Consider the following 22853-nt stretch of genomic DNA (forward strand, 5'->3'; position numbering starts at 1 on the left):
ACCGGGCGGGGTGCCGGCGCCCGCCGCCGGCACCCCGCCCGGTGACGTCCCGGCGTGGTGGCGCCAGGCCGTCGTCTACCAGGTCTACCCGCGCAGCTTCGCGGACGCCGACGGCGACGGCCTCGGCGACCTGGCCGGGATCACCCGGCGCGCGGACTACCTCGCCGCGCTCGGGGTGGACGCCGTCTGGCTCAGCCCGTTCTACCCCTCGGCGCTGGCGGACGGCGGGTACGACGTCGCGGACTACCGCGACGTGGACCCGCGGCTCGGCACGCTCGACGACTTCGACGCGCTGGTCGCGGCGCTGCACGCCCGCGGCATCCGGGTGGTCGTCGACATCGTGCCCAACCACACCTCCGACCAGCACGCGTGGTTCCGCGAGGCGCTGGCCGCGGGCCCGGGGTCGCCCGCGCGCGACCGGTACATCTTCCGCGACGGGTCCGGGCCGGACGGGTCCGAGCCGCCGACCGACTGGGAGTCGACCTTCGGCGGGCCGGCCTGGGACCGGGTCCCGGACGGCCAGTGGTACCTGCACAGCTTCGCCCCCGAGCAGCCGGACCTCGCCTGGGACCACCCCGAGGTGCGCGCCGACTTCGTCCGGACCCTGCGGTTCTGGTCCGACCGGGGCGTCGACGGGTTCCGGATCGACGTCGCGCACATGCTCACCAAGGACCTGACGGAGCCGCTGCCGTCCGCGGCGGAGATCGAGGCGCTGCCCCGGGACGGGAACCACCCGCTCTACGACCGGGACGACGTGCACGAGGTCTACGCCGAGTGGCGCGCCGTGCTCGACTCCTACGACCCGCCGCGCGCCGCGGTCGCCGAGGCGTGGGTCGACTCGGAGCGGGTGCCGCTGTACGCGCGGCCCGAGAGCCTGGGGCAGTCGTTCAACTTCGACCTGCTGCTGGCGGAGCCCGATGCGGCGGAGTTCCGGCGGATCATCACCGACAACCTGGCGCTCGCGGCCCGGTCCGGCTCGTCGAGCACCTGGGTGCTGTCGAACCACGACGTGGTGCGGCACGCGACCCGGTACGGCATCCCGCCCACCGGCGACGGGCAGGCGCCGCGCGAGCGCGCCGCGGACTGGCTGCTGGCCGGCGGCCCGGAGTCGGCGCTCGACCGGGACCGGGGTCTGCGGCTCGCGCGGGCCGCGACCCTGCTGGTCCTCGGCCTGCCCGGGTCGACCTACCTCTACCAGGGCGAGGAGCTGGGTCTGCACGAGGTCGCCGGCATCCCGGGGGAGCAGCGCCAGGACCCGACGTTCTTCCGCACGGGCGGGGCGCAGGTCGGCCGGGACGGCTGCCGGGTGCCGCTCCCGTGGACGGCGGACGGCGACTCCTTCGGGTTCGGCGACGGCCGCGCGCACCTGCCGCAGCCCGCGTGGTTCGCCGAGCACGCCGTCGACGCGCAGGAGGCGGACCCGGGCTCGACGCTGGCGCTGTACCGCCGGGCGCTCGCGGCCCGGCGGCGGCTCCAGGGCGCCGAGCGGCTGACCTGGGTGGAGACGGGACGGGACGACGTCCTGCACTACGTCCGGCCGGGCGGGTGGCACGTCGTCGCGAACTTCGGGGACGAGCCGTACCCCGTCGCGGGCGTCGGGGAGGTCGTGGTGGCGAGCGCGCCGGCGACCGCGGAGCTCGGCGGCGGCGTCGTGGTGCCCCCGCGCGCGACCGTGTGGGGCGCCGGGGGCGAGGGCTGAGACGACGCGGTCCCCGGCCGGGACGATCCGGCCGGGGACCGCGTCTCCGCGTTCGTGCCTCCGGGTCAGATCCGCGCGGCGGGATCGGTGCCGTCGTCCGGGGTCGTGCCGGGCGGCGGCACGTCCACCACCGGCTCGGTCTCGACGACCAGGGTCTCCGTCTCGACGACGACCGGCTCCACCGGCTCGACCTCGTCGGCCGTCGGCCGGTCGCTCGTCCCGCCCGCCTTCGCGGCACCGACCACGGCGGCGGCCGCACCCGCCGCGGCGGCGCCGAGGCCCGCGGCGACGGCCGTGCCGGAGAGCCCGGCCTTGCCGGAGTCGCCCTGCGACGCGGCGGCGTCCGCCACCCCGGGCGTGCCCAGCCCGGCACCCTCGCGCACCTCGCCCCGCCAGGCACCGGTCGCGTAGCCCTCGGCCTCGATGAACTCCTTGAACCGCTCGAGGTCCTTCGCGGCGCGGTTCTCCACGACGTTGAGCTTGTCGCCGACCTTCTCGACCAGGCCCTCGGGCTCGTACTCGAGCGACAGGTGCACCGAGGTCTGCCCGCCGCCCAGGTCCTCGAACGTCACCGCGCCGGCGTTGGTCGCGCCCTCGGTCGCCGCCCAGGCCACCTTGCTGTCCCGGACCTGCTCGAGGATCCGCGCCTCCCACTCCCGCTTGACGCCGGCGATCTCGGCGACCCAGCGGAGCCGGTCGTCGCTCAGCTGCGTCACGGACTTCACGCCCCCCATGAACCGCGGGAACTCCTCGAACTGCGTCCACTGGTTGTACGCGACGCTCACCGGCACGTTCACCAGGACCGACTCCTCGACCTTCGTCGTCATGACGTCTCCTCGTCCGAGCTGGGCGCCGGGCGGCAGCGCTGCACCCGGCCCGTCCAGCATGCGCGCGGACGCGTGGCAGCGCCCGCGGTCACCGCGCGGACGCGGGGAGCGCGGGCGGCGGGGAGCGCGCCCTGGGTCACCGCGCGAACGCGACGACTCCCGTGATGAGCAGGCTGATCGCGACGGTCCACAGGGTGATCGCGACGCCCTGCCACGTGAGGATCCGGGCTCGGGAGACCCCGGACGCGGAGAGGGCGGCGGCGGTGAAGTGGGTCGGGATGAGCAGCGGGCCGAGCAGGCTGACGCCGGCGACGCCGTACCGGGCGAACGCGCGGTCGAACTTCTGCCGGCGCGGGCTCGGGGCGACGGGCGCACGGCCCCCGCGGGTGACGACCGCCGCGCGGGTGCGGACGCCGACCGTCACGACGAGCAGCACCGCGAGGAAGTTGCCGGCGATCGCCGCGACGACGGCGGCGACGGGGTGGATCCCGCCGACGACGCCGATCGCGGCGGCGCCCTCGCCCTCGACGAACGGCACGGCGCCGGCGAGCGCGACGCCCGCGGGCTGCAGCCAGTCGGGCAGCTGGGCCACGAGCTCCTGGAACTCGGGGACGATGTCGGGCAGACCTGCCATGGTGACCTCCGGGGGTGCGGCTGGGGTGGTGCTTCTCGGTGCCTCCAGCCAACGTGGTCGCCGGGTCGCGCGGCAGTGCCGCGGTGTCACCGGCGCACGTGGGGTCGCGCGCGTCCGCCCGTGACGGATGTCATGGCCGTACGGTCGGCGGCATGGCTTCTCGGGCGGCAGGGGTGGGCGCCGCGGTCGGCAGCCCGTACGCCGGCGGCGTGCGGGCCACCTGGTGGTACACGGTCGCCGGCCTCGTGTTCCTCGACCTCGTCGTCCTGATGAACTGGTGGCTGTGGCTGGGCCAGCTCCCGGCGCACGCGGTGCTGCCCGGCGGGCCGGCGCTCGCGGCCCTGGGCGTGGCGCTCCAGCTCGGCGCGGCGGCGGTGCTCGTGCGGGACTACCCGGTCGCGGTGCGGCCGGCCGACGCCGAGGACACCGTGACCGCGCCCCGCCGCCGCCGGGGCGCGGTGGCCCTGGCCGTCGGCGCGGCCGGGGCGGCGCTGCTCGGCGTGACGACCGGGTCCTGGATGCTCGGGGTCGGCGTGCTCGCGTTCCTGCTGAGCCTGCTGCCCTGGCCCGGAGGCGTGCGGTGGCGGCTCGTCGCGCTGCTCACGCTGGTGCTCGCCGGGCTGTGGGTGGTGGACGCGCCACGGCTCGGCATCGACACCGCCGACGCCGACCTGTCGACCCTGCCGCCCACGCTGATCCTGCTGCTGCCCGCCCTGTCCGCCTTCTCGCTGTGGTGGTGGGACCTGGTGCGGGAGCTGGACCGCGCCCGGGAGGCCGCGGCGGCGGTGTCGGCGATGCGCGAGCGGCTGCGGCTGGCCGGCGAGGTGCACGACCTGCAGGGCCACCACCTCCAGGTCGTCGCGCTCCAGCTCGAGCTGGCCGAGCGGCTGATCGACCGCGACCCCGCCGCGGCGGCGGAGCAGATCCGGACCGCGCGGGCGTCGGTGGACGAGGCCCGCGCCGGCACCCGCGACCTTGCGACCCGGTTCCGGGGCGTCCCGCTGCCGGACGAGCTGGCGAACGCCGCGGACCTGCTCCGCGCGGCGGGCCACGAGGTGCAGGTCGAGCTCGACCGCGGCGCGGAGCGGGCGCCCGCCGACGTGCTCGGCCCGCTCGTCCGGGAGAGCGTGACGAACGTCCTCAAGCACGGCGCCGGCCGCCGCGCCCGGATCAGCCTGCGCCGGGAGGGTGGCATGTGGCGGTACGCGATCGCGAACGACCGGGACCCGGCCACCCCCGGCGCCGCGGCGTCGCGGGGGACCGGGGTGGCCGCGATGCGGGACCGGATCGCCGCCCTCGGCGGGACGGTGGAGGTGCGGGCCGACGACGAGTTCGTGCTGACGGTCGCGGTGCCGGACGGGGCGCGGCCGGACGCGGTGGACGGGACGGGCGCATGATCCGGGTGCTGATCGCCGATGACGAGGACATGATCCGCACGGCCCTCGCGGCCCTGCTCCGGCTGGAGCCCGACCTCGACGTCGTCGCCGAGTGCGCGTCCGGCGAGGAGGCGCTGGTGGCCGCGGTGCGCGCACGCCCGGACGTGTGCCTGCTGGACCTGGAGATGCCCGGCATCGACGGGATCGACACCGCCGCGCGGCTGGCCCGCACGGTGCCGACGCGCTGCCTGGTGGTGACGCGGCACGCGCGCCCCGGCGTGCTGCGTCGGGCGTTGCAGGCGGGGGTCGACGGGTTCCTGCCGAAGTCCCGGCCCGCGCAGGACGTGGCGGAGGTGATCCGCCTGGTGGCAGCGGGGCACCGGTACGTCGACCCCGAGGTGGCGGCCGACGCGCTCGCCGACGAGCGCAGCCCGCTCACGGACCGCGAGCTGGACGTGCTGCGGGCGGGCCGGCGAGGAGAGACCATCGCGCAGATCGCGGCCGCGGTGTACCTGTCGCCCGGGACGGTGCGCAACCACGTGTCGTCGGTCCTCGGCAAGCTCGGGGTCGCGACACGGCAGCAGGCGGTGCTGGTGGCGGAGGAGCGCGGCTGGATCTGAGCCCGCCGCCGGGTGCCGGACGCCCGTGGGCCGCGGCGGACCCGGGTGGCCGGACCCCGCGTGCGTGGTTCCACGCAGACGGGGGCGGGTGGCGCCGCGCCCTCGCGTGAGATCAGGGAGTCATCTTCCCCGACCACCACCGAGGACCAGCCGTGCACGCCACCCTGACCGCACCGACCGCCCGCACCGGGACCGCGCTCGAGGACCCCGCCGTCGCGGCGGTCCCCGCGGCCGCCCGCACCGGCGCCGTCGACACCGACCGGCTCCTGCTCGACCACCGGCACGCCCTCGCGGTGCTGCTCCTCAAGATCGCCGGCCTCCGCGACCAGGTCCGGGACGGCCGGGCGCACGACCCGGTGGAGCACATGACGTGGCGGCTCAAGTCCGCCGCGTCCATCGAGGCGAAGGCCCGGCGCAAGGGCATCCCGCTGGACGACGACGCCCTCCGCCGCGAGATGCAGGACCTGGCGGGGCTGCGCGTCGTGTGCGCGTTCCTCTCGGACCTGCGCGACGTCCGGGACGCGGTCCTCGCCCTCCCCGGGCTGGTGCTGCTCGAGGAGCGGGACTACACCGCGCGGCCGAAGGCCAGCGGCTACCGCAGCCTGCACCTCGTCGTCGGCGTCCCCGTCCGCGGCGCCGGTCAGGTCACGGTCGAGATGCAGCTCCGCACCGTCGCCATGGACTTCTGGGCGTGTCTGGAGCACCGGCTCGCCTACCGGCACCACGCCCCGGTCCCCGTCCCGGTCGCCGCCGCGCTGCGGCGCTCCGCCGCCGTCACGAACGCGCTCGACCTCGCGATGGACCGGCTGTGGTCGCGCACCGCGGACGCGGCCGCCGCTCCCGCGCTCGGGGCGTCCCGCGCGGCCTGACGCACCGACCCGGCCCGACCCGACCCGACCCGACCCAGGAGGTCCCGATGTCCCTGACCCTGTCCACCACCGCGTTCACCGTGGCGCTCGGCGCGATCGTCGCCGGGTTCGTCGGTGTCGCCCTCGCGCTGCACCACGCCGGCGGCGCCGCGACGCCCGCCACGGACCCCGTCCCCGTCCCCGTCGTCCTCCAGGAGGTGTCGTCGTGCTGACCGACCTGGCCGTCCTCGGCGGTCTGCTCGCCCTGCTCGCCGTGGCCCACCGCGTGTGGACCACCCTGATGCGCGACCCGCAGCGGTCGCTCCGCACCGCCGCGGTGACCCCCGCGCCCCGAGGGGGGTGGCGGTCGTGACCCGGCGCGACACCGTGCTCGTCGGGATCGACGGCACCGCGCCGAGCCTGCAGGCGCTGGACTGGGCGGCCGCGTACGCGCGGCGCACCGGGCGCTCGCTGCACCTCGTGTGCAGCTACCAGCTGCCCGACACCCACGCCCGCGGCGACTGGCCGTACGCCCACCCGCTCATCGAGGACTGCGCGGTCCGCCGCCGGGTCGAGCAGGTGCTGGACGAGGGACGGGAGCGCGCCGAGCGCGCCGGCGTCCCGGCGTCGACGGAGCTGGCGGAGGGCGAGCCGACGGCCGTCCTCGTGGAGCGGTCGGCCGAGCACGCGCTCGTCGTCGTCGGCGCGCGCAACGCGGGTCGCGTCGCGGAGCGCCTGCTCGGCACGGTCTCCGCGACCCTGCCCGCGCACGCGAACTGCCCGACCGTCGTCGTGCCGGCCCGGCACCACCCGGTGCGGCGCGGCGCCCCGTCCGCGCGGCAGGAGGCCCCGCGGCACGGGCGCGTCGTCGTCGGCGTCGACGGGTCGCCCGGTTCCGAGGCGGCGCTGCACCACGCGGTGCAGCAGGCGCGCGCGTGGCGGTCGTCCCTGCTGGTGGTGCGGGCGGTGCCGACCGGCACCTGGCGGCGCGCACCGTGGCAGCGGTCCGGCGTCCGCGACGAGCTGGTCGCGACCGCCCGGGCCGACCTGGCGCGGGTGACCGACCGGCTGGGTGCCCAGCACCCGGACGTCCCCGTCGAGGGCGCCGTCGTCGAGGCGACCGCGCCGAGCGGGCTCCTCGAGTGCATGACGTCGGCCGACCTCCTGGTCGTCGGCTCCCGCGGGATCGGGGGGTTCCGCGGCCTGCTGCTGGGGTCCACCTGCCAGCAGGTGCTGCACCGGGCGCACTGCCCCGTGCTCGTCGCGCGGCCGGTCGCCGGGCACCTGCCCGCGGAGCACCTCCCGGTGGAGCTCACCACGGCGTGATCCGCCGACGGGGCACCGGCTCTCCTGCGGGAAGCCGGTGCCCCGGCCTACGATCGCCGCATGGTGACGCCCATCACACGGGTCGGCATCGTCGAGGATGAGGCGCTGCTGCGCGGCATGCTGGAGCAGACGCTGTCCGCCGAGGAGTCGATCCGCGTCGTGCACGCGGTGCCCGGGGTCACGGAGGCCCGACTCGTGTTCACCCCGGGCTCGTGCGACGTCGCGCTGCTCGACGTCAACCTGCCGGACGGGAACGGCGTCGCGCTCGGGGTCGCGCTGCAGCGGGCAGACCCCCGCCTGGCGGTGATGCTGCTGTCCAGCGAGGACGTGATGGGCCTGTTCACGACGGTCCAAGAGCAGGTCAGCCGCCCGTGGAGCTACCTGTCCAAGCGGTCCAGCTTCGCGCGCGACGTCCTGGTGCGCGCCGTCGTCGCCACCGCGCGCGGTCAGGTCGTCCTCGACCCGTACCTGGTCCAGCGCTCCACGCCTCGCGCGGGCTCCGCGGTGGCGGAGCTGACCCCCGCGCAGTTCGGTGTGCTGCGGCTCGTCGCGGAGGGACTGTCGAACCAGGCGGCGGGGGAGCGGCTCGGCATCAACGAGCGGTCCGTCGAGAGCCACCTGAAGTCGATCTACCAGCGGCTGGGGATCGACGGCGAGGGGCACAACCGCCGCGTGGCCGCGGTGCTGGCCTTCCTGGACCAGACCGGACGGGCGTGGCGGGCGTGACCGCGACGCACGCCGCCGACCCGCGACCGGCCGCCCGGGACCGCGCAGCCGCGGCCGCCCGGGACGACCGGGACCGGCGGCGGATCACGATCATCGTCGGCGTCACCAACGTGACCCTCTACGCGTTCATGGCGATGGGTGCGTGGGTCGCGTGGGGCGGGCTGCAGGAGGCCGTCGACCACGAGCGGAGCGTCGTCGGCGTGGCCGTGGACGCCGTGGTCGTCGTCCTGATCAACCTGGCGTACGGCCTGGTGGTGCTGGCGGGCTCGCTCGCGCTCGGCGTGCTGCGGCGCGGGTGGGGCGCCCGCGTCCTGATCACCGCGGCGCTCGCGGCCGTCGCCTCGGTGCCGCGGATGCTCGCGCTCGTCGCCGTGAGCAGCACGCCGGCCAGCGCGACCTACGTCGTCGCGATCGGGTCGCTCGGCTTCCTGTCCGGCGTCGTCGGCATGCTGGCCGCGCTGTTCGCCGCCACGCTCGTCGACCGGGCGCGGACCGAGGAGCGCCGGCGCGAGGCCGAGGCCGCGCGGGCGCGCCGGGCGGTCGACGCGCTCCAGGAGGAGGAGATCCGGGTGCGCCGCATGGTCTTCGACCAGCTGCACGGCACCCTGCAGTACCACCTGGTCAGCGTGACCGCGGGGCTCGACGGGCTCGCCGCGCAGCTCGACGCCCAGGGGGACGCAGACCGGGCGGCGGACCTGCGCCGGTGGGCGGAGACGCTCGAGGAGATCCGCGAGGAGGACGTCCGCTCGCTGAGCCACACCGTGTTCCCGAGCGGTGCCGACCTCGGTACCGAGGAGGCGATCGCCCTCCTGCTGCACCGCCTGCCGCCGCAGGTCCGGACGTCCATCGAGGTCGGGCCGACCTACCGGGAGTTCGTCGAGCGCGGGGCGGCCCGGATGCCGATGGCCGAGCGGCTCGTCGTGATCTACACCGTGGAGGAGGCGGTGACCAACGCGCTCAAGCACGGGCACGCGGGCACCGTCCGGGTCCGGGCCGACGCCGAGCCGACGGACGACCCGCTGCGCTGGGTGTTCACGACCGTCGTGGACGACGACGGCACCGGGCCCACGCGGCCGGACCCGACCCTGCACGGCTTGTACCGGCACCGCGAGCGGATCGAGCACCGCGGCGGCACGCTCTCGCTGGGCACCAACCCCGAGGGGGGCGGGCGGCTCACGTTCCGGCTCCCGTTCGCGATCACCGCCGACCGGTGAGCGCGCGGCGCGCGGTGGGGTGCTTGTGCGCGGCCGGGGGGCGCCCCAGGCTGGGCGCATGACCGCCCCCGAGCCCGCCGCGGCGCCGGCCCCCCTCGTCGTGGCCGACGCCGCCGCCTGGCGCGCGTGGCTCGACGCCCACGAGCACGAGACCGACGGCGTCTGGCTGGTGCTCGCCAAGAAGGGCACCGTCGACCCGACGAGCCTGACCTACGCCGAGGCGCTGGACGAGGCGCTGTGCAGCGGGTGGATCGACGGCCAGAAGCGGAGCCGCGACGACGCGACCTTCCTGCAGCGGTTCACGCCGCGGCGGGCGCGGTCGATCTGGTCGCAGCGCAACGTGGAGCACATCGCCCGGCTCACGGCCGACGGCCGGATGCGGCCGCGCGGCCACGGCGAGGTCGAGCTCGCCCGCGCGGACGGCCGGTGGGACCGCGCCTACGCCGGGTCGGCGACCGCCGAGGTGCCGGCGGACCTGCTGGCGGCGCTCGACGCGGTCCCGGCAGCCCGGGCGGCGTTCGACGCCCTCGACCGGCAGGCGCGGTACTCGGTGCTGCACCCGCTCATGGTCGCGCCGAGCCCCGAGGTGCGGGCGCAGCGGGTGGCGCGGGCGGTGCGGGCGCTGGCCGGGGAGTAGCGCGCCGCTCCTGCGGCGACCCGGGGCGGCGCACGCCCGGGCCGAGGCGGACGGGCGCGGCGCGCCGGCCCGACGCCAGCCGGTCCCGGAGCCGCGCGTTCTCCGCCTCCAGCAGACCCACCCGCTCGGCCAGCGCGGCGGCGCGGTGCTGCGCGTCCGCGAGCCGGCGCCGGAGCGCGGCGTCCCGCCGGTCGACGGGCTCCGGCGGCACGGTGGCCTGCAGCGCGCGGATCCGCGCCGCGAACTCCCGGTGCTGCCGCAGGTAGGACACGGAGCAGTGCGCGGCGATGGCGATGGACAGGAAGTCGAACGGGCCGCCGTCGCGCTCGGCCAGGTCGATGGCGTGCGCGACGTGGTCGCGCACCACCTCGGCGCGGTGCCGCGCCTGCTGGATGACGTCCTGCCCGAGCCCGTCCTGCCCGAGCACGTCCTGCTGAGCCCACTCGTCCGACTGCACGGGCCCACCCTGCTCCCCCGACCACGGGCGGCGGCTGCGACCATCGGCCCAGGTCGTGTGTGACGCGCGCCTCCGGCGCGACGTCCCGCTCGCCGCGCGCCCCGGCCCGCCCGGTGCCACGCTCGGCGCATGACCGGAGACGTCCAGCACGCAGCCGCCCGCGCCGGTGACCACCCGCTCCTCGAGAAGGGCGCCCGCCTCGGCTACGCCGCCAGCGGCGTCCTGCACCTGCTGCTCGCCTGGGTGACGGTGCAGCTCGCGTGGACCTCCGGCGGGGAGCAGGCGGACCAGCAGGGCGCCCTCCAGCAGCTCGCCGGCAACGGGTTCGGCCAGGCGCTGCTCTGGGTGCTGCTGGTCGGGTTCGTGCTGCTCGCGCTGTGGCAGGCGACCGAGGCGATCGCCTGGGGCGAGGCCGCCGACCGGGCCAAGGCCGCCGCCAAGGCGGTCGTCTACGCGGTGCTGGCGGTCACGACCGTGACCGTGCTGACCAGCGGGTCCGGCGGATCCTCGGGCGGGGCGACGTCGGGGCTGCTGTCCTCCGGGGTCGGGCGCGTGCTGGTCGGGCTGGTCGGCGTCGGCGTCGTGGCGGTCGGCGGGTACCACGTGGCGAAGGGGTGGCGGGAGACGTTCCTGGAGGACCTCGAGTCCAGCCCGGCGCCCTGGGTGCGGACCGCCGGGAAGGTCGGCTACATCGGCAAGGGCGCGGCGCTGGCGGTCGTCGGCGTGCTGCTCGTGGTCGCCGCCGTCCAGGCCGACCCGGAGAAGGCGGCCGGCCTCGACGCGGCGCTGCACACCCTGGCCGGGCTGCCGTTCGGGGCGGTCCTGCTCACCCTGGTGGCGCTCGGGTTCGCCGCGTACGGGGTGTACGCGTTCGGGCGGGCGCGGCACGCGAAGGTCTGACCCGCTGCCCGTCGCGAGGCCCTGCGGCTACCGTCGGCGGCATGGGCCAGGTCATCGCCTCGGCGACCACGTCGCTCGACGGCTTCATCGCGCGGCAGGACCACGGGATCGACGAGCTGTTCGGCTGGTACGACGCCGGCGACGTCGTGGTGGAGAACCACGGCGACCTGCCGCCGTTCCGGCTGACCGAGCAGAGCGCCGCCTACTGGTTGGCCTGGCGGGAGTCGCTCGGCGCGCTCGTGGTGGGCCGCGAGCTGTTCGACCTCACCGACGGCTGGGGCGGGACGCACCCGCTGGGCGTGCCGTTCGTGCTGCTCACGCACCGGCCCGTCCGGGACTCGGCGGCGCTCGGGTCGCCCGACCTGGTGGTGATGCACGAGGGGATCGGGGAGGCGGTCGCCGCGGCGCAGGAGCTGGCGGGGGACCGGGTCGTCGGCGTCGCGGCCGGGACGATTGCGTCCCAGGCCTACCGGGCGGGGCTGCTCGACGCGGTGAACGTCGACCTCGCGCCGGTGTTCCTCGGGTCCGGCCGGCCGTACTTCACCGCCGACGCGGGGCCGGTCGCCCTGGGGGACCCGACGACGGTCGTGCCGTCCCGCGGGGTCACGCACCTGAGCTTCCCCGTCCGGCGCTGAGGTCCCGCCGCGCGGTCAGTGGACCGCGTGCACCCGGTGGTGCAGGTGCGCCACCCCGTTCGCGAAGCGCTCGAGCCCGAGCAGCTCCAGGTCGACGCGGACGTCCCGCGGCAGCGCGCGCGTCCCGCCGCCGACCAGCACCGGCGACACGAACAGGTGCACCTCGTCCACCAGCCCGGCGCGCAGCGCCTGCCCGGCCAGGTGCGCGCCGCCGACCAGCGCGTCGTGGGGCGAGCTGTGCAGCAGCCGCCGGACCGCCTCGGGGTCGAACGTCGCCTCGACCTGCGTCCGGGTGCTGCGCGGCTGGGTGAGGGTGGTCGAGTAGACGACCTTGTGCGCCGCCCGCCAGAGCTGCGCGTACTCCTGCACGGCGGGCGGCTCGTCGGCGGTCTCCATCGTCTCCCACGCCACCATGACGTCGTACAGCCGGCGGCCGTAGAGGTATGTGCCGACGCCGCGGTGCAGCTCGTTGACCCGCTGGTGCACCGCCTCGTCCGGCATGCTCCAGTCGAACCGGCCGTCCCGGTCCGCCACGAAGCCGTCCAGGGACGTGATCGCGGAGTAGACGAGCCTGGCCATGGCCGACCTCCCGGCGTGGGCGGGTCCCGCGACGCTGCGGGTCAGGGCACCAGGACAGCACACGCGGACCACGTCCGCCCGTAGGGTCGGGCCATGAGCCTCGACGTCGGCGTCCTGCTGCCCCGTGACCTGCCCGCCCACCAGGTGCTGCCGTACGCGCGGCGCGCCGACGCCCTCGGGTTCGCCGAGCTGTGGGTGGTCGAGGACCTCGGCTTCCGCGGCGGGATGGCCCAGGCCGCGGCCGTGCTCGCGGCCACGGAGCGGATCCGGGTCGGCATCGGCATCCTGCCGGTCGGCGCGCGCAACGTGGCGTTCGCCGCGATGGAGGCGGCCACGGTCGCCGAGCTGTTCCCCGGCCGGCTGCACCTCGGCATCGGCCACGGCATGCCGGACTGGATGCGGCAGGTCGGCGCGTGGCCCACGAGCCCGCTGACCGCGTTCGAGGAGTACGTGACCGCGCTACGCGCGCTGCTGCGGGGCGAGGAGGTGACCGTCGACGGCCGGTACGTCCGGCTGGACGGCGTGCGGCTGGAGAACCCGCCGGCCGAGGTCCCGCCGGTGCTGGCCGGGGTGCGCGGCCCGAAGTCGCTCGCCGCGGCCGGCCGGTGCGCGGACGGGACGGTGCTCGCCGAGCCCGTCGGCCCGGAGTACCTGGCCGCGGCGATCGCGCAGATCGGCCACGCGCCGGGGCACCGGGTGGTCGCCTACGACGTCGCGGCCGTGGACGCGGACGCCGCCGCTGCGCGCGACCGGGTGCGCCCCGCGCTGGCCTGGATCGGCGACCCGGGCTGGGCGCCGCACATCGAGCCGATGGACGTCGCGGCCGAGTTCCGCGACCTGCGCGACCGGACCCCGGACCGGGCGGCGTTCGCGGCCGCGCTCCCCGACGCCTGGGTCGACCGGCTCGCGGTCGTCGGGACGCCGGAGCAGGCGCGGGCGCGGCTGGACGGGCTCGCGCTCGCGGGAGCCGACGCCGTGGTGCTCGCGCCCGCGGGCCCCGACCCGCTCGCGGCGCTCGAGGGGCTCGCGGCGGTGCTGTGAGCGCAGGGCGCACGAGCCGGCGGGCGCGCGCGGGGGTGCTGGCGCTGGTGCTGGCGCTCGTCGCGGGGTGCGCGGCCGGGGACGCCGGTGGGGGAGGCGCCGACGCGGCACGCGACGGGGCGACGACGCGGTCGACCCCGGCGACGGGTCTCGGCGCCCGGCCGGACCGTCCCGGCGGCCCGCCCGCCGGCGTGGTCGTCGACTACCAGCTCGGCGGCGGCTACCCGCCCGCGGCGGGGGTCGGCGGCGTGGTCCGTGACGTCACCGACGAGCCAGCGCCGGGCCTGTGGTCCGCCTGCTACGTCAACGGCTTCCAGACCCAGCCCGGCGAGCGGGACGCGTGGCTCGCCGACCACCCCGACCTGGTGCTCCGGGACGAGGCGGGCCAGCCGGTGGTCGACGAGGGGTGGCCCGACGAGCTGCTGCTCGACACGTCGACTCCCGCGAACCGGGCGGCGCTCGCGGCGGTCGTCGGCCGGCAGGTGCGGGCGTGCGCCGAGCGCGGGTTCGTCGCCGTCGAGCTCGACAACCTCGACTCCTGGACGCGGTCCGGCGGCCGGCTGGACGAGGACGGGGCGGTCGACCTGGCGGCGCGGCTGGTGGCGGTCGCGCACGAGGCCGGGCTGGCCGCCGGGCAGAAGAACACCCCGCAGCTCGGCGTGCGCGGGCGGGACGAGGCCGGGTTCGACTTCGCGGTGGCCGAGGAGTGCGCGCAGTACGACGAGTGCGCGGCGTACACCGCGGTCTACCGCGACGCGGTGCTCGACGTCGAGTACACGGACGAGGGCTTCGCGGCGGCGTGCGCCGATCCCCGCCGCCCGGCGTCCACGATCCGCCGCGACCGGGACCTGACGACCCCGGACGGCCCGGGCTACACGTTCGACGCCTGCTGACCGGGGCGCGGGGCGCCCGGTCGCGCGCCGGGGCCCGGGTGGGCACGAGGCAGGCGCCGGGGACGACGACGGCCCCCCGACCCGATCCGCGGGTCGAGGGGCCGTCGTGCGGCGGACGTCAGCGCGTGGCGCGCAGCCGGCGGGTGGCGAGCACCAGGGCGCCGCCGAGCCCGAGGAGGAGCGCCGCGGCCACGCCGAGGGCGCCGCCCTCGGAACCCGTCACCGCGAGCTCACCGGCGCCGGTCGCCGCCGGCGTCAGGGCCGCCGGGACTGCCGCGACCGGGGCGGACACCGGGGTGACCTCGGTCGGCACGGGGACGGCCAGCTGCACCGCGAGGGTCGCCCAGCGGCCGGTGGTGCCGCCGGTGGCGTACACCGTGTGCGCGCCCGTGGGGACGTCGGCGGGCACGGTCGCCATCAGCCGGGCGACGCCGTTGGCGTCGGCGACCGAGGTCCCCAGGAACACCGGATCGGAGTGCAGGTAGAACGCGACCGTCTCACCGGGCTGGAAGCCCTCGGCGACGAGCTCCATCTGCTGCCCCGGGGCCGTGGCGGCCTTCGGGGTGTCGAGCTGCGCGGACGGCGTGGTGCCGGTCCGGACGGGCTCGCCGACGACGGTGACCGTGATGGTCGCGGCGGCCGCAGCCGAGAACTCGGTCGCAGGGACCTCGAGCACCAGGGTGTGCGTGCCGGCGGTCAGCACCGGGACGGTGACGGCGAACCGGCCGTCGTGGGTCGCGCCGTGGCTCAGGACCGTCGTTCCCTCGCGGAGGGTCCATGAGGCCGGGAGCACCGAGCCCGGCACGGAGACCTTGGCGTCGAACGTCGAGCGCATCGCGACCGGGACCGTGAGCGTGGCCGGGGCGGTGACCGTGGCGGCGGCGGGCAGGACCGTCAGGGTGCCCTCGCCCTGCGCGGACGTGTAGCCGCCGAACGAGGCGCCGAGGACCGAGAACGAACGCGCCCACATCTGGTCGCCCGTGTAGGACGCCGTGAGCTCGTAGGAGCCGGCCGGGAGGTTCGGGACGCTGTAGGTCGCGACGCCGTTCTGGAGCGACTGGCCGGTGAGCGGCCGGCTGTACCCGTTGCCGTGCACGGAGAGGTCGACCGGGCCGGTGACCTGGGGAGCCTTCGCGGGGCCCGTGACCGAGACGGTCACGGTCGCGGCCGCGCCGGCCGTGATCGTCGGGGCGGACACGGTGACCGTGGGCTGCGCCTGGACCCAGCCGGCCGAACGCACGGACGTGTAGGTCTCGTAGCCCTCGGCGCGCACCTCGAACTCGAGGTCGACGAACTGGCCGATCTGGCCGGCGGCCGGGGTGAACGTGCGGCCCGAGCCGACCTGCACGCCGTCGACGGTCCAGCGGACCGTGTACTCGGCGCCCGGCGCGAAGCCGGTCGGCGTGGCGGTGTACTCCTTGCCGTAGGCCAGCTCGTAGCCGTTCGCGGCCTCGATCTGGAACCAGCCCTCGGGCATCGGCTTCAGGCCCGGGTCGTCGTCGGAGTCGGAGTCGCCCGGGACGGTCGGGGCGATCGTGTTCGAGGCGACGATCGTGCCGGCGCCCAGGGCGCTGTTGTCCACCGGGGTCGGGTCGGCGACGAGGTAGATCGACCGGTTGAGGTCCGTCGGGACGTAGGTCGTGCCCTCACCGACGACCGGGCCGTCGAAGTCGTCCAGGCGCCACTCGTAGGTGAAGGTCGTGCCGGCCATCCAGTTGGTGGTCGGGTGCACGGTGATCGGCGTGCCGATGGTGGCGATCGGGTCGCCCCACTCGTCGGTCGTCGTCCCGGAGAAGACGAAGTCGGTCCACTCGTCCGGCGCCTCGACGCGGTCGTCCGCCTGCGGGTCGCTCTCGACCGGCGAGGTGGGCTGCGTCGTGACCGGGCCGGATGCAGGCGCCTCGGCGAGCACGAGCCCGAAGTTCTCGGTGAGGACGCGGACGATTCCCTCGTCGGTGTAGGCGATCACCGTGAGCACGAGCTGCTTGCCGACGTCGTCCGACGTGGGCGTGAACTGGGCGGAGGCCCCGCGCCACCCGCTGTTCGTGCGCCAGTCCCAGGAGTACTCGGTGTCCTCGGGCGTCGGCTCGGTGCGCTCGAGCGTGAGCGTCTGGCCGGCGACGGCGACGCGGTTGCCCTGCGGGTCGACCGAGTAGCCGGACACGCGGAAGCCGCCGGCGGAGAACGACGGACCGGTGTCGCCGGAGTCCTGGTCGGTGTCCGGGACGTCCTGCTCCGGCGTGGTCGTGCCGGTGGACGGCTGGTCGGCCACCGGCGTGGTGTCGGCCGGGACGTCGGTGTCCGAGGTGTCGCCCTGCGCCGGGGTGTCCGGCGTCGGCGAGGTGTCCTCCCCGGAGCCCGACCCGCTGGTGACCGGGGTCGACTCGACGGGGGTCGACTCGACCGGCGTGGACTCGACCGGCGTGGACTCGACCGGCGTGGTCGAGCCCTGGTCCGGGGTGTCGGGCTGCGGCTGCGGGTCCGGCTGCTGCTGCGGGTCGGCGGCCTGCGGGTCGGCGACGGGCTGCGTCTCGACGACGGCGTTCGGGTCGGTGACGCCCTCGTCGGCGGACGCGGCGCCCGCCGGGATCAGCATCGCCGCGACCACCGCGGCGGTCGCGAGGGCGACGGGACGCCTCAGGCGCCCTGATCGCGTGCGCGAAGTGTGCACTGGGTTCTCCCCCTGTCGGACGGGGGCGACCCCCGTGCTCGTGCGGAACGAGAGCCTCATCGGCGGCCCCGGGCACGGGTCCAGGGGAACTGAGGGTCCCGCTCGCGCGGCTGGGTGCTGGCACCCACGCCCCGGCCGACCGGCGACGAGGAGCCTGCCCGAGCGCGCACGAGGCCCCCGACGTACCGTGACCCGATGGCGTTCGGAGACGACTCCGGCCTCGACGACGGCCGGGTGCTGGTGCGCGGGGACCTCGTGGTCGAGGTGCCCGCGCGGTGCGTGCGCGTCGCGGACCGGCCGGTCCCGCTGACCCGGAGCGAGTTCGAGATCCTCGTGGCGCTCGCGGAGCGTGCGGGTCAGCCGGTGTCGAAGGACGAGCTCGCCGTGGCGGTCGCGGTGCACGGGCCGCACGCGGTGCCGACGCCCACCGACGCGGACCGGCGCAGCATCGAGGTGCACATGGCGAACCTGCGCCGCAAGCTCGCCGACGGGTCGGGCGACCGGACGGCGATCAGCACCGTGCGCGGCCTGGGGTACCGGCTCGCGCCGGAGGTGCGGGTCCCGGACCAGCGCGACGGCACCGCGGGCTGAGCCGCGGCGCCGCCGCGCCGGCCGGGCGGGGTGGTCGGGTCAGCGGGTGGCCGCGGCGAGCGCCGCGCGCAGCCCCTCGGCGTCGAGCTCGGTGCCGTAGGCGGGGGTGTCCCGCTGGAAACGCCAGCCCTCGGACAGCGGACCGGCGTCCACGACGTCGAAGCCCCACCGGTCGATCAGCTCGGTGACGACGGCCTTGGCGTCCGCGTCGTCGCCGGCGATGGCCAGCGCCCGGCGGCCGGGGGTGCCCGCGGGGGTGCCCTTCGAGCCGAGGTCGGCGGCGGTGATGTGGTTGAACGCCTTGACGACGCGGGCGTCGCCCAGGTGGTCGGCGAGCAGCTCGGAGCTGGTGGTGGAGCCGTCGTCCAGGGCGGCGACGTGGCCGTCGCGCTCCCAGTAGTAGTTGTTGGTGTCGATGACGACCTTGCCGGCGAGCGGCGCGGCGGGGACCTGCTGGTACGCGTGGAACGGCACGGTGACGACGACGACGTCCCCGTCCGCCGCGGCCTCGTCCGCGGTGCCGGCGCGCGCGCCGTCGCCGAGCTCGGCCACCAGGTCGACCAGGGTGTGCGGGCCGCGGGAGTTGCTGACGACGGGCGACTGCCCGTGCTGGACGGCCAGGCGCGCGAGGGCGCCGCCGATGTGGCCGGCGCCGATGAATCCGATCGTGGTCATGTCGGGGCCAACGGGCTGGGCGGTCCCGTTGTTCCTGGTCAGGTGACCCGCGTTCCGCCGTGGGGAAAAACCGTTGGCCGACGCGGCGGCGCGGACGTACGGTCGAGGCACACGGGAAGGAGGTGGTCCGAGACATGACGTCTTCTTGGACGAGTGAGGTGACTGCCCGCTAGTCGCGGACAGCAGAGTTCGGACGGATTGCGATCCGTTCGCCGCCCCGCCGGTGCGACCGGCGGCCGCGACGGGCGAATCCCCGCAGTCACCGCAGCCCGTGGGAGCCGCGACCTCGTCCTTCGCGGCAGGGCCCTCCAGCAGGGGGCCCGGCCCACGGGCTGTTCCCTGCCCGGGCGCGGACGCCCCGGTCAGGCCGGCGCGAGCCGGGCCAGCAGCCCTGCGCGGACCCCGGGCCACTCCGCCGGGAGGATCGAGAAGTACGCGGTGTCGCCCCGGGTGCCGTCGGGCGCGACCCGGTGGTTCCGCAGCACCCCCTCGGCCACGGCGCCGAGCCGGGTGATCGCCGCGACGGAGCGGGCGTTCCGGGTGTCGGCCCGCAGCGCGACCCGCGCGCAGTCCCAGGTGCCGAACGCGTGCTCCAGCATCAGGAGCTTGCACGCGGGGTTGTTCGAGGTGCCCCACCAGCGCGGCGCGAAGAACGTGTGGCCGATCTCGACCCGCCGGACCCGCGGCTCCCAGTCGTAGAACGACGTGCTCCCGCGCACCTCGCCGGTCGCGGCGTCGAGCGCGGCGAACGCCAGCCGGCCCGGTGCCTCGCGCGCGGCCGTGATCTCGTCCCGCCAGGCGGCCACGCCCTCCGGCAGCGCGGACGACATCCCGGCCCAGACGCGCGCGTCGACGAACGCGGCGAGCGCCTCGGCGTGCGGGAGGTCGAGCGGGACGAGGCGGGTTCCGTGGCCCTCGAGGGCGAGATCGTGCAGCACCCGAGGAGCATCTCAGACGGCCCTTGCCATCAGCAGGCTAATGGCATTAGCCTCGGGGCTATGGCTGACAACGACGCACGACGCACGCTGCACCTGCCGCGGCCCGGAGGACGGGTCGCGTACGACGACGCGGGCACCGGCCCCCTCGTCGTCATGGTCCCCGGGATGGGCGACCTGCGGTCCACCTACGACGAGCTCCGGGCCGCCCTGCTCGGCGCCGGGTACCGGGTCGTGACCACCGACCTGCGCGGCCACGGCGACTCCGACCCCGGCTTCGCCACGCACGGCGACGAGGCGACCGCGGGGGACGTCGTCGCGCTCGTCGAGCACCTGGGCGCCGGTCCGGCGGTCCTGGTCGGGAACTCGATGGGGTCGTCGGCGGCGGCCGTGGTCGCGGCCGACCGGCCGGAGCTGGTCCGGGGGCTGGTCCTGCTGGCCCCGTTCCTGCGCGACCCGGCGCAGCCGGCCGTGGTGCGCGCGCTGCTGCCCGTCGCGTACCGGGTGCTGTTCTCCGGGCCGTGGGGGGCCGCCGTCTGGGCGGCGTACTACCGGTCGCTCAACCGGGGCACCCGCTCGCCGCGGCTCGCGGCGCACGCCGACGCGATCCGGGCCGCCCTGCGCCGTCCCGGCTACCTGCGCGCGTTCCGGCGCCTGACGCTGGCGCTCACGCACGCGCCGGTCGAGGCGCGGGTGGCGCGCATCGAGGCACCGGCCCTCGCCGTCGTCGGCGCGCTGGACCCCGACTGGCCGGACCCCGCCGCCGAGCTGGCGTGGGTGCGGGACGCGGTCGGTGCCCGGGCCCTCCTGGTCGACGACGCCGGTCACTACCCGCAGCACCAGGCACCCGAGGTGGTGGCGGAGGCGGTGCTCGGCCTGCTCGCCGAGGTCGCGCCCGTGGACGCGGTGCCCGGTGCCTAGGGCGGGCCTGTCCCGCGAGGCCGTCGTCCGGATCGCGCTCCACCTGGTGGACGCCGGCGGGCCCACCGGGTTCGCGGACCTGACCCTCGCCAAGGTCGCGGCCGAGGCCGGGGTCGCGACGCCGAGCCTCTACAAGCACGTCGGCTCGCTCGCCGCGCTCCGGCGCGAGGTCGCGGTCCTGACCGTGCAGGACCTCACGGAGCGGCTGGTCGACAGCACGGTCGGGCGGTCCGGGCCCGACGCGGTGCGGGCGCTGGCGCACGCGATGCGCGACTACGCGCACGCGCACCCGGGCCGGTACGCGGCCGTGCAGGTCGCGCCGGACCCGGACGACCCCGAGGCCGCGCCGCTCGCCGCGGCGGCCGCGCGCACCGTCGAGGTGATCGCCGCGGCGCTGCGCGGGTTCGACCTGCCCGAGGAGCGGTCGGTGGACGCGGTGCGCGCGGTGCGGGCGGGCGTGCACGGCTTCGTGGCCCTCGAGCTCGGCGGCGGGTTCCGCCTGCCGCAGGACCGGGACCGCAGCTTCGAGGTGCTGGTCGGGATGCTGGTCGCCGGCGTGGCGGCGCTCGCGGCCGGGCCGGCGGGAGCGACGGGCTGATCCGCGCCCCGCGCGTCTAGGGTGGGCGCGTGGCCGACCTGAAGACACCCCGCGAGATCGAGGCGATGCGGGCGGCGGGCGCCTTCGTGGCCCGCGTGCTGAGCAGCCTGCAGGACGTCGCCCGGGTGGGCACGACGTTGAAGGAGCTCGACGCGCACGCGCACCGGCTGATCGACGAGGCCGGCGCCCACTCGGTCTACCTCGGCTACCACCCCTCGTTCGGCGCGATGCCGTACCCCGGCGTGCTGTGCACCAGCGTCAACGACGCGGCGCTGCACGGGCTGCCGTCGGAGCAGGTCCTCGCGGACGGGGACGTCCTCAGCATCGACTTCGCGGCGCAGGTGCACGGCTGGGTCGCCGACTCCGCCCTGACCTTCCAGGTCGGCACCCCGGACCCGGAGTCGCAGCGGCTCATCCGGGTCACCGAGGAGGCGCTGGCGGCGGGGATCGCGCAGGCCCGGCCCGGCAACCGGATGGGCGACATCTCCGCGGCGATCGGTGAGGTCGGGCGCGCCGCCGGGCTCGGGATCAACGCCGACTTCGGCGGCCACGGCGTGGGGCGCACCATGCACGAGGAGCCGCACGTGCCGAACCTCGGCCGCCGCGGCACGGGACTCACGCTCAAGGCGGGCCTGGTCATCGCGATCGAGCCGTGGTTCATGGCCGGCGGCGACGGCTACGTCATCGACCCGGACGGCTGGACCATCCGCACGGCCGACGGGTCGCGCGCCGCGCACGCCGAGCACACGGTGGCGATCACCCCCGACGGGCCGCTGGTCCTGACCGCGCGCAAGGGCTGACGCCGCGGGCGGCCGACGCAGGACCGACGCGCGACCGACGCCCCGCGTTCACCCCGGGGTCGCCCCCCGGCCAGCGGGGTCGGCGAGCGTGAGCCGGACGCCCGTCGCGGTCGCGCGGACGCCTGGACGGGCGGGGGCGGCGCACGCTCGGGGGAGGTCGGGCGCCGCCCCCGCCTCTCCGCCCCGCGCCCGGCGTCACGTCCGCAGGTGCGCCCACTCCTGCGGGTTGAGGGTCAGCCACTCCTGGAGGGACTGCGCGGGCCGGCCCGACAGCCGGCGGACCACCGGCGACGGGGTCGCGAGCTCGCCCGCCGCGATCGCCGTGTACGACGACACCCAGCCGGCCACCTCCCACGGCTCGGCGGCGTAGGCCGCCCGGGAGGCGTAGGCCTCCTCGACGGTCTCCGGGTGGTACGTGATCGCCCGGCCGGTCGCCGTGGACAGCACCTGCGCGGCCTCCGCGAGCGAGTAGCCGCTGGGCCCCGTGACGTCGTACGCGGCGCCGTCGTGCGCCCCGTGGCGCTCGTCGAGGAGTACGGCCGTCGCCACGTCCGCGACGTCGTCGTGCGCGACGGCCGCGACCAGGCCGTCCCCCGCCGGCCCGCGGATCACGCCGTCCTCGCCCACGAACCGCACGATCGCGTCGTGGTAGAGGCAGTCCCGCAGGAACGTGAACCGGAGGCCGGAGGCCCGGATGTGCTCCTCGGTCGCCCAGTGGTCCCGCGCGAACGTGAACGTCGCGTCCGGCGCGGCGCCCATGAACGACAGGTAGACGACCCGCTCGACGCCGGCGTCCACGGCCGCGTCCACCGCCGCCCGGTGCTCGGCGACCCGGTCGGCGGACTCGCGCCCGGACACCAGGAACACCGTGCGGGCGCCCGCGAACGCCGCCCGCATCGACGCGACGTCGTGGTAGCCCGGGCTCAGCGCGACCTCGGTCTCCGTGCCCGGGATCGTGGGCGCCCGGTCTGCCGAGCGGACCACCACGCGCTGGTGCGCACCCTCTGCCGCCAGCCGGACGGCGAGCCGCCGGCCGACCCGGCCCGAGGCACCCGTCACCACGATCAGGTCGTCGTCCACGTGTCTCCTCCGTACGGCGTCGGCCCGCGGGCGCGTGCCCGGGTGGCAGCGACGGTAGCGGGGCCGCGCCGCGGCGGCGACGGGACAGGGCCGCCCGGACCCCGGACCCTGACGTGACGTGAGAGTACGATCCGTCTGCCTCCCCCGACCCGGAACGGATCCCGCGTGCC

General features: G+C 76.6%; 26 protein-coding genes. 18 read left to right on the forward strand and 8 right to left on the reverse strand.

The features are described from left to right. The first annotated feature begins 10 nt into the window (after positions 1–10). On the forward strand, positions 11–1699 hold the full coding sequence (locus tag MHY85_RS12910; protein WP_239196943.1) for a glycoside hydrolase family 13 protein: 1689 nt from the start codon (positions 11–13) through the stop codon (positions 1697–1699). Positions 1700–1764: 65 nt separating this feature from the next. On the opposite strand, the gene MHY85_RS12915 is transcribed toward MHY85_RS12910, so the two are convergent. Together MHY85_RS12915 and MHY85_RS12920 are read right to left on the reverse strand one after the other, a co-directional pair. Further along, positions 1765–2526, reverse strand: a complete 762-nt coding sequence (locus tag MHY85_RS12915; RefSeq protein WP_239196912.1) for an SRPBCC family protein — start codon at positions 2524–2526, stop codon at positions 1765–1767. Positions 2527–2662: 136 nt separating this feature from the next. Then, positions 2663–3160 carry a small multidrug efflux protein gene (locus MHY85_RS12920; protein ID WP_158370965.1) on the reverse strand — a complete coding sequence of 166 codons (498 nt, stop codon included), beginning with the start codon at positions 3158–3160 and terminating at the stop codon, positions 2663–2665. A gap of 152 nt (positions 3161–3312) precedes the next feature. On the opposite strand from MHY85_RS12920, the gene MHY85_RS12925 reads away from it, so the two are divergent. The 9 genes from MHY85_RS12925 to MHY85_RS12965 all read left to right on the forward strand — a co-directional run bounded on the left by MHY85_RS12925 (position 3313) and on the right by MHY85_RS12965 (position 9907). After that, entirely contained in the window at positions 3313–4557 is a 1245-nt protein-coding gene (locus MHY85_RS12925; RefSeq protein WP_239196914.1) for a sensor histidine kinase, read from the forward strand. Beyond that, positions 4554–5156, forward strand: coding sequence for a response regulator transcription factor (locus tag MHY85_RS12930; protein ID WP_239196916.1), 603 nt, complete (start codon positions 4554–4556; stop codon positions 5154–5156). Before MHY85_RS12925 ends, MHY85_RS12930 begins: the two co-directional genes overlap by 4 nt. 152 nt (positions 5157–5308) lie before the next feature. After that, on the forward strand, positions 5309–6025 hold the full coding sequence (locus MHY85_RS12935; protein WP_239196918.1) for a GTP pyrophosphokinase family protein: 717 nt from the start codon (positions 5309–5311) through the stop codon (positions 6023–6025). A 47-nt stretch (positions 6026–6072) separates the two neighbouring features. Then, complete coding sequence (locus MHY85_RS12940) at positions 6073–6237, forward strand: hypothetical protein (protein WP_239196920.1); 165 nt, start codon at positions 6073–6075, stop codon at positions 6235–6237. Continuing rightward, positions 6231–6377, forward strand: a complete 147-nt coding sequence (locus MHY85_RS12945) for a hypothetical protein (RefSeq protein ID WP_239196922.1) — start codon at positions 6231–6233, stop codon at positions 6375–6377. The genes MHY85_RS12940 and MHY85_RS12945 overlap by 7 nt, the downstream gene beginning before the upstream one ends. Further along, a complete protein-coding gene (locus tag MHY85_RS21910; protein ID WP_239196924.1) occupies positions 6374–7330 on the forward strand; it encodes a universal stress protein in 957 nt (318 codons plus the stop codon). Before MHY85_RS12945 ends, MHY85_RS21910 begins: the two co-directional genes overlap by 4 nt. Positions 7331–7390: 60 nt before the next feature. After that, the gene (locus MHY85_RS12955) at positions 7391–8056 is read left to right on the forward strand and encodes a response regulator transcription factor (RefSeq protein ID WP_239196925.1); all 666 of its coding nucleotides are present in this window, start codon (positions 7391–7393) and stop codon (positions 8054–8056) included. Continuing rightward, positions 8053–9270 (forward strand): sensor histidine kinase, encoded by a 1218-nt coding sequence (locus MHY85_RS12960; RefSeq protein ID WP_239196927.1) that lies wholly within the window; start codon positions 8053–8055, stop codon positions 9268–9270. Before MHY85_RS12955 ends, MHY85_RS12960 begins: the two co-directional genes overlap by 4 nt. 58 nt (positions 9271–9328) lie before the next feature. Beyond that, positions 9329–9907 (forward strand): YdeI family protein, encoded by a 579-nt coding sequence (locus MHY85_RS12965; RefSeq protein WP_239196928.1) that lies wholly within the window; start codon positions 9329–9331, stop codon positions 9905–9907. On the opposite strand, the gene MHY85_RS12970 is transcribed toward MHY85_RS12965, so the two are convergent. Beyond that, entirely contained in the window at positions 9834–10364 is a 531-nt protein-coding gene (locus MHY85_RS12970) for a hypothetical protein (RefSeq protein ID WP_239196929.1), read from the reverse strand. The genes MHY85_RS12965 and MHY85_RS12970 overlap by 74 nt on opposite strands. A gap of 129 nt (positions 10365–10493) precedes the next feature. Here MHY85_RS12970 and MHY85_RS12975 point away from each other — a divergent pair, with 129 nt between their 5' ends. Together MHY85_RS12975 and MHY85_RS12980 are read left to right on the forward strand one after the other, a co-directional pair. Then, positions 10494–11264, forward strand: a complete 771-nt coding sequence (locus MHY85_RS12975; protein ID WP_239196930.1) for a DUF1206 domain-containing protein — start codon at positions 10494–10496, stop codon at positions 11262–11264. A 41-nt stretch (positions 11265–11305) separates the two neighbouring features. Further along, positions 11306–11899 carry a dihydrofolate reductase family protein gene (locus MHY85_RS12980; RefSeq protein WP_239196931.1) on the forward strand — a complete coding sequence of 198 codons (594 nt, stop codon included), beginning with the start codon at positions 11306–11308 and terminating at the stop codon, positions 11897–11899. 15 nt (positions 11900–11914) lie between these two features. Here the strand turns inward: MHY85_RS12980 and MHY85_RS12985 are convergent, their stop codons facing one another. Then, entirely contained in the window at positions 11915–12478 is a 564-nt protein-coding gene (locus MHY85_RS12985) for a dihydrofolate reductase family protein (protein ID WP_239196932.1), read from the reverse strand. Between the two features lie 93 nt (positions 12479–12571). On the opposite strand from MHY85_RS12985, the gene MHY85_RS12990 reads away from it, so the two are divergent. Both MHY85_RS12990 and MHY85_RS12995 read left to right on the forward strand, forming a co-directional pair. Continuing rightward, entirely contained in the window at positions 12572–13519 is a 948-nt protein-coding gene (locus tag MHY85_RS12990; RefSeq protein ID WP_239196933.1) for an LLM class flavin-dependent oxidoreductase, read from the forward strand. After that, positions 13516–14412 (forward strand): endo alpha-1,4 polygalactosaminidase, encoded by an 897-nt coding sequence (locus tag MHY85_RS12995; RefSeq protein ID WP_239196934.1) that lies wholly within the window; start codon positions 13516–13518, stop codon positions 14410–14412. The genes MHY85_RS12990 and MHY85_RS12995 overlap by 4 nt, the downstream gene beginning before the upstream one ends. A gap of 118 nt (positions 14413–14530) precedes the next feature. Here MHY85_RS12995 and MHY85_RS13000 read toward each other — a convergent pair whose 3' ends face one another. Further along, entirely contained in the window at positions 14531–17008 is a 2478-nt protein-coding gene (locus tag MHY85_RS13000) for an Ig-like domain-containing protein (protein WP_239196935.1), read from the reverse strand. 270 nt (positions 17009–17278) lie between these two features. Between MHY85_RS13000 and MHY85_RS13005 the strand changes: the two genes are divergently transcribed. Beyond that, positions 17279–17674: a winged helix-turn-helix domain-containing protein gene (locus MHY85_RS13005; RefSeq protein ID WP_239196936.1), complete on the forward strand. Its 396-nt coding sequence runs from the start codon at positions 17279–17281 to the stop codon at positions 17672–17674. Between the two features lie 39 nt (positions 17675–17713). Here the strand turns inward: MHY85_RS13005 and MHY85_RS13010 are convergent, their stop codons facing one another. Next, complete coding sequence (locus tag MHY85_RS13010; protein WP_239196937.1) at positions 17714–18349, reverse strand: NADPH-dependent F420 reductase; 636 nt, start codon at positions 18347–18349, stop codon at positions 17714–17716. Between the two features lie 362 nt (positions 18350–18711). Then, positions 18712–19287 carry a GNAT family N-acetyltransferase gene (locus tag MHY85_RS13015; RefSeq protein ID WP_239196938.1) on the reverse strand — a complete coding sequence of 192 codons (576 nt, stop codon included), beginning with the start codon at positions 19285–19287 and terminating at the stop codon, positions 18712–18714. 60 nt (positions 19288–19347) lie between these two features. Between MHY85_RS13015 and MHY85_RS13020 the strand changes: the two genes are divergently transcribed. From MHY85_RS13020 to map, 3 genes are read left to right on the forward strand one after another with little or no spacing between them, the layout of a single operon-like run. Continuing rightward, positions 19348–20205 carry an alpha/beta fold hydrolase gene (locus MHY85_RS13020; protein WP_239196939.1) on the forward strand — a complete coding sequence of 286 codons (858 nt, stop codon included), beginning with the start codon at positions 19348–19350 and terminating at the stop codon, positions 20203–20205. Continuing rightward, entirely contained in the window at positions 20198–20803 is a 606-nt protein-coding gene (locus MHY85_RS13025; protein WP_239196940.1) for a TetR/AcrR family transcriptional regulator, read from the forward strand. The genes MHY85_RS13020 and MHY85_RS13025 overlap by 8 nt, the downstream gene beginning before the upstream one ends. Before the next feature lie 29 nt (positions 20804–20832). Continuing rightward, positions 20833–21603, forward strand: a complete 771-nt coding sequence (gene map / locus MHY85_RS13030; RefSeq protein WP_239196941.1) for a type I methionyl aminopeptidase — start codon at positions 20833–20835, stop codon at positions 21601–21603. A 195-nt stretch (positions 21604–21798) separates the two neighbouring features. Here map and MHY85_RS13035 read toward each other — a convergent pair whose 3' ends face one another. Next, complete coding sequence (locus MHY85_RS13035; RefSeq protein ID WP_239196942.1) at positions 21799–22683, reverse strand: NAD(P)H-binding protein; 885 nt, start codon at positions 22681–22683, stop codon at positions 21799–21801. Between the last annotated feature and the right edge of the window lie 170 nt (positions 22684–22853).

Origin of the sequence: Cellulomonas sp. ACRRI, from assembly GCF_022346185.1 — a bacterium.
In the GTDB taxonomy this organism is placed as follows: Bacteria; Actinomycetota; Actinomycetes; order Actinomycetales; family Cellulomonadaceae; genus Cellulomonas.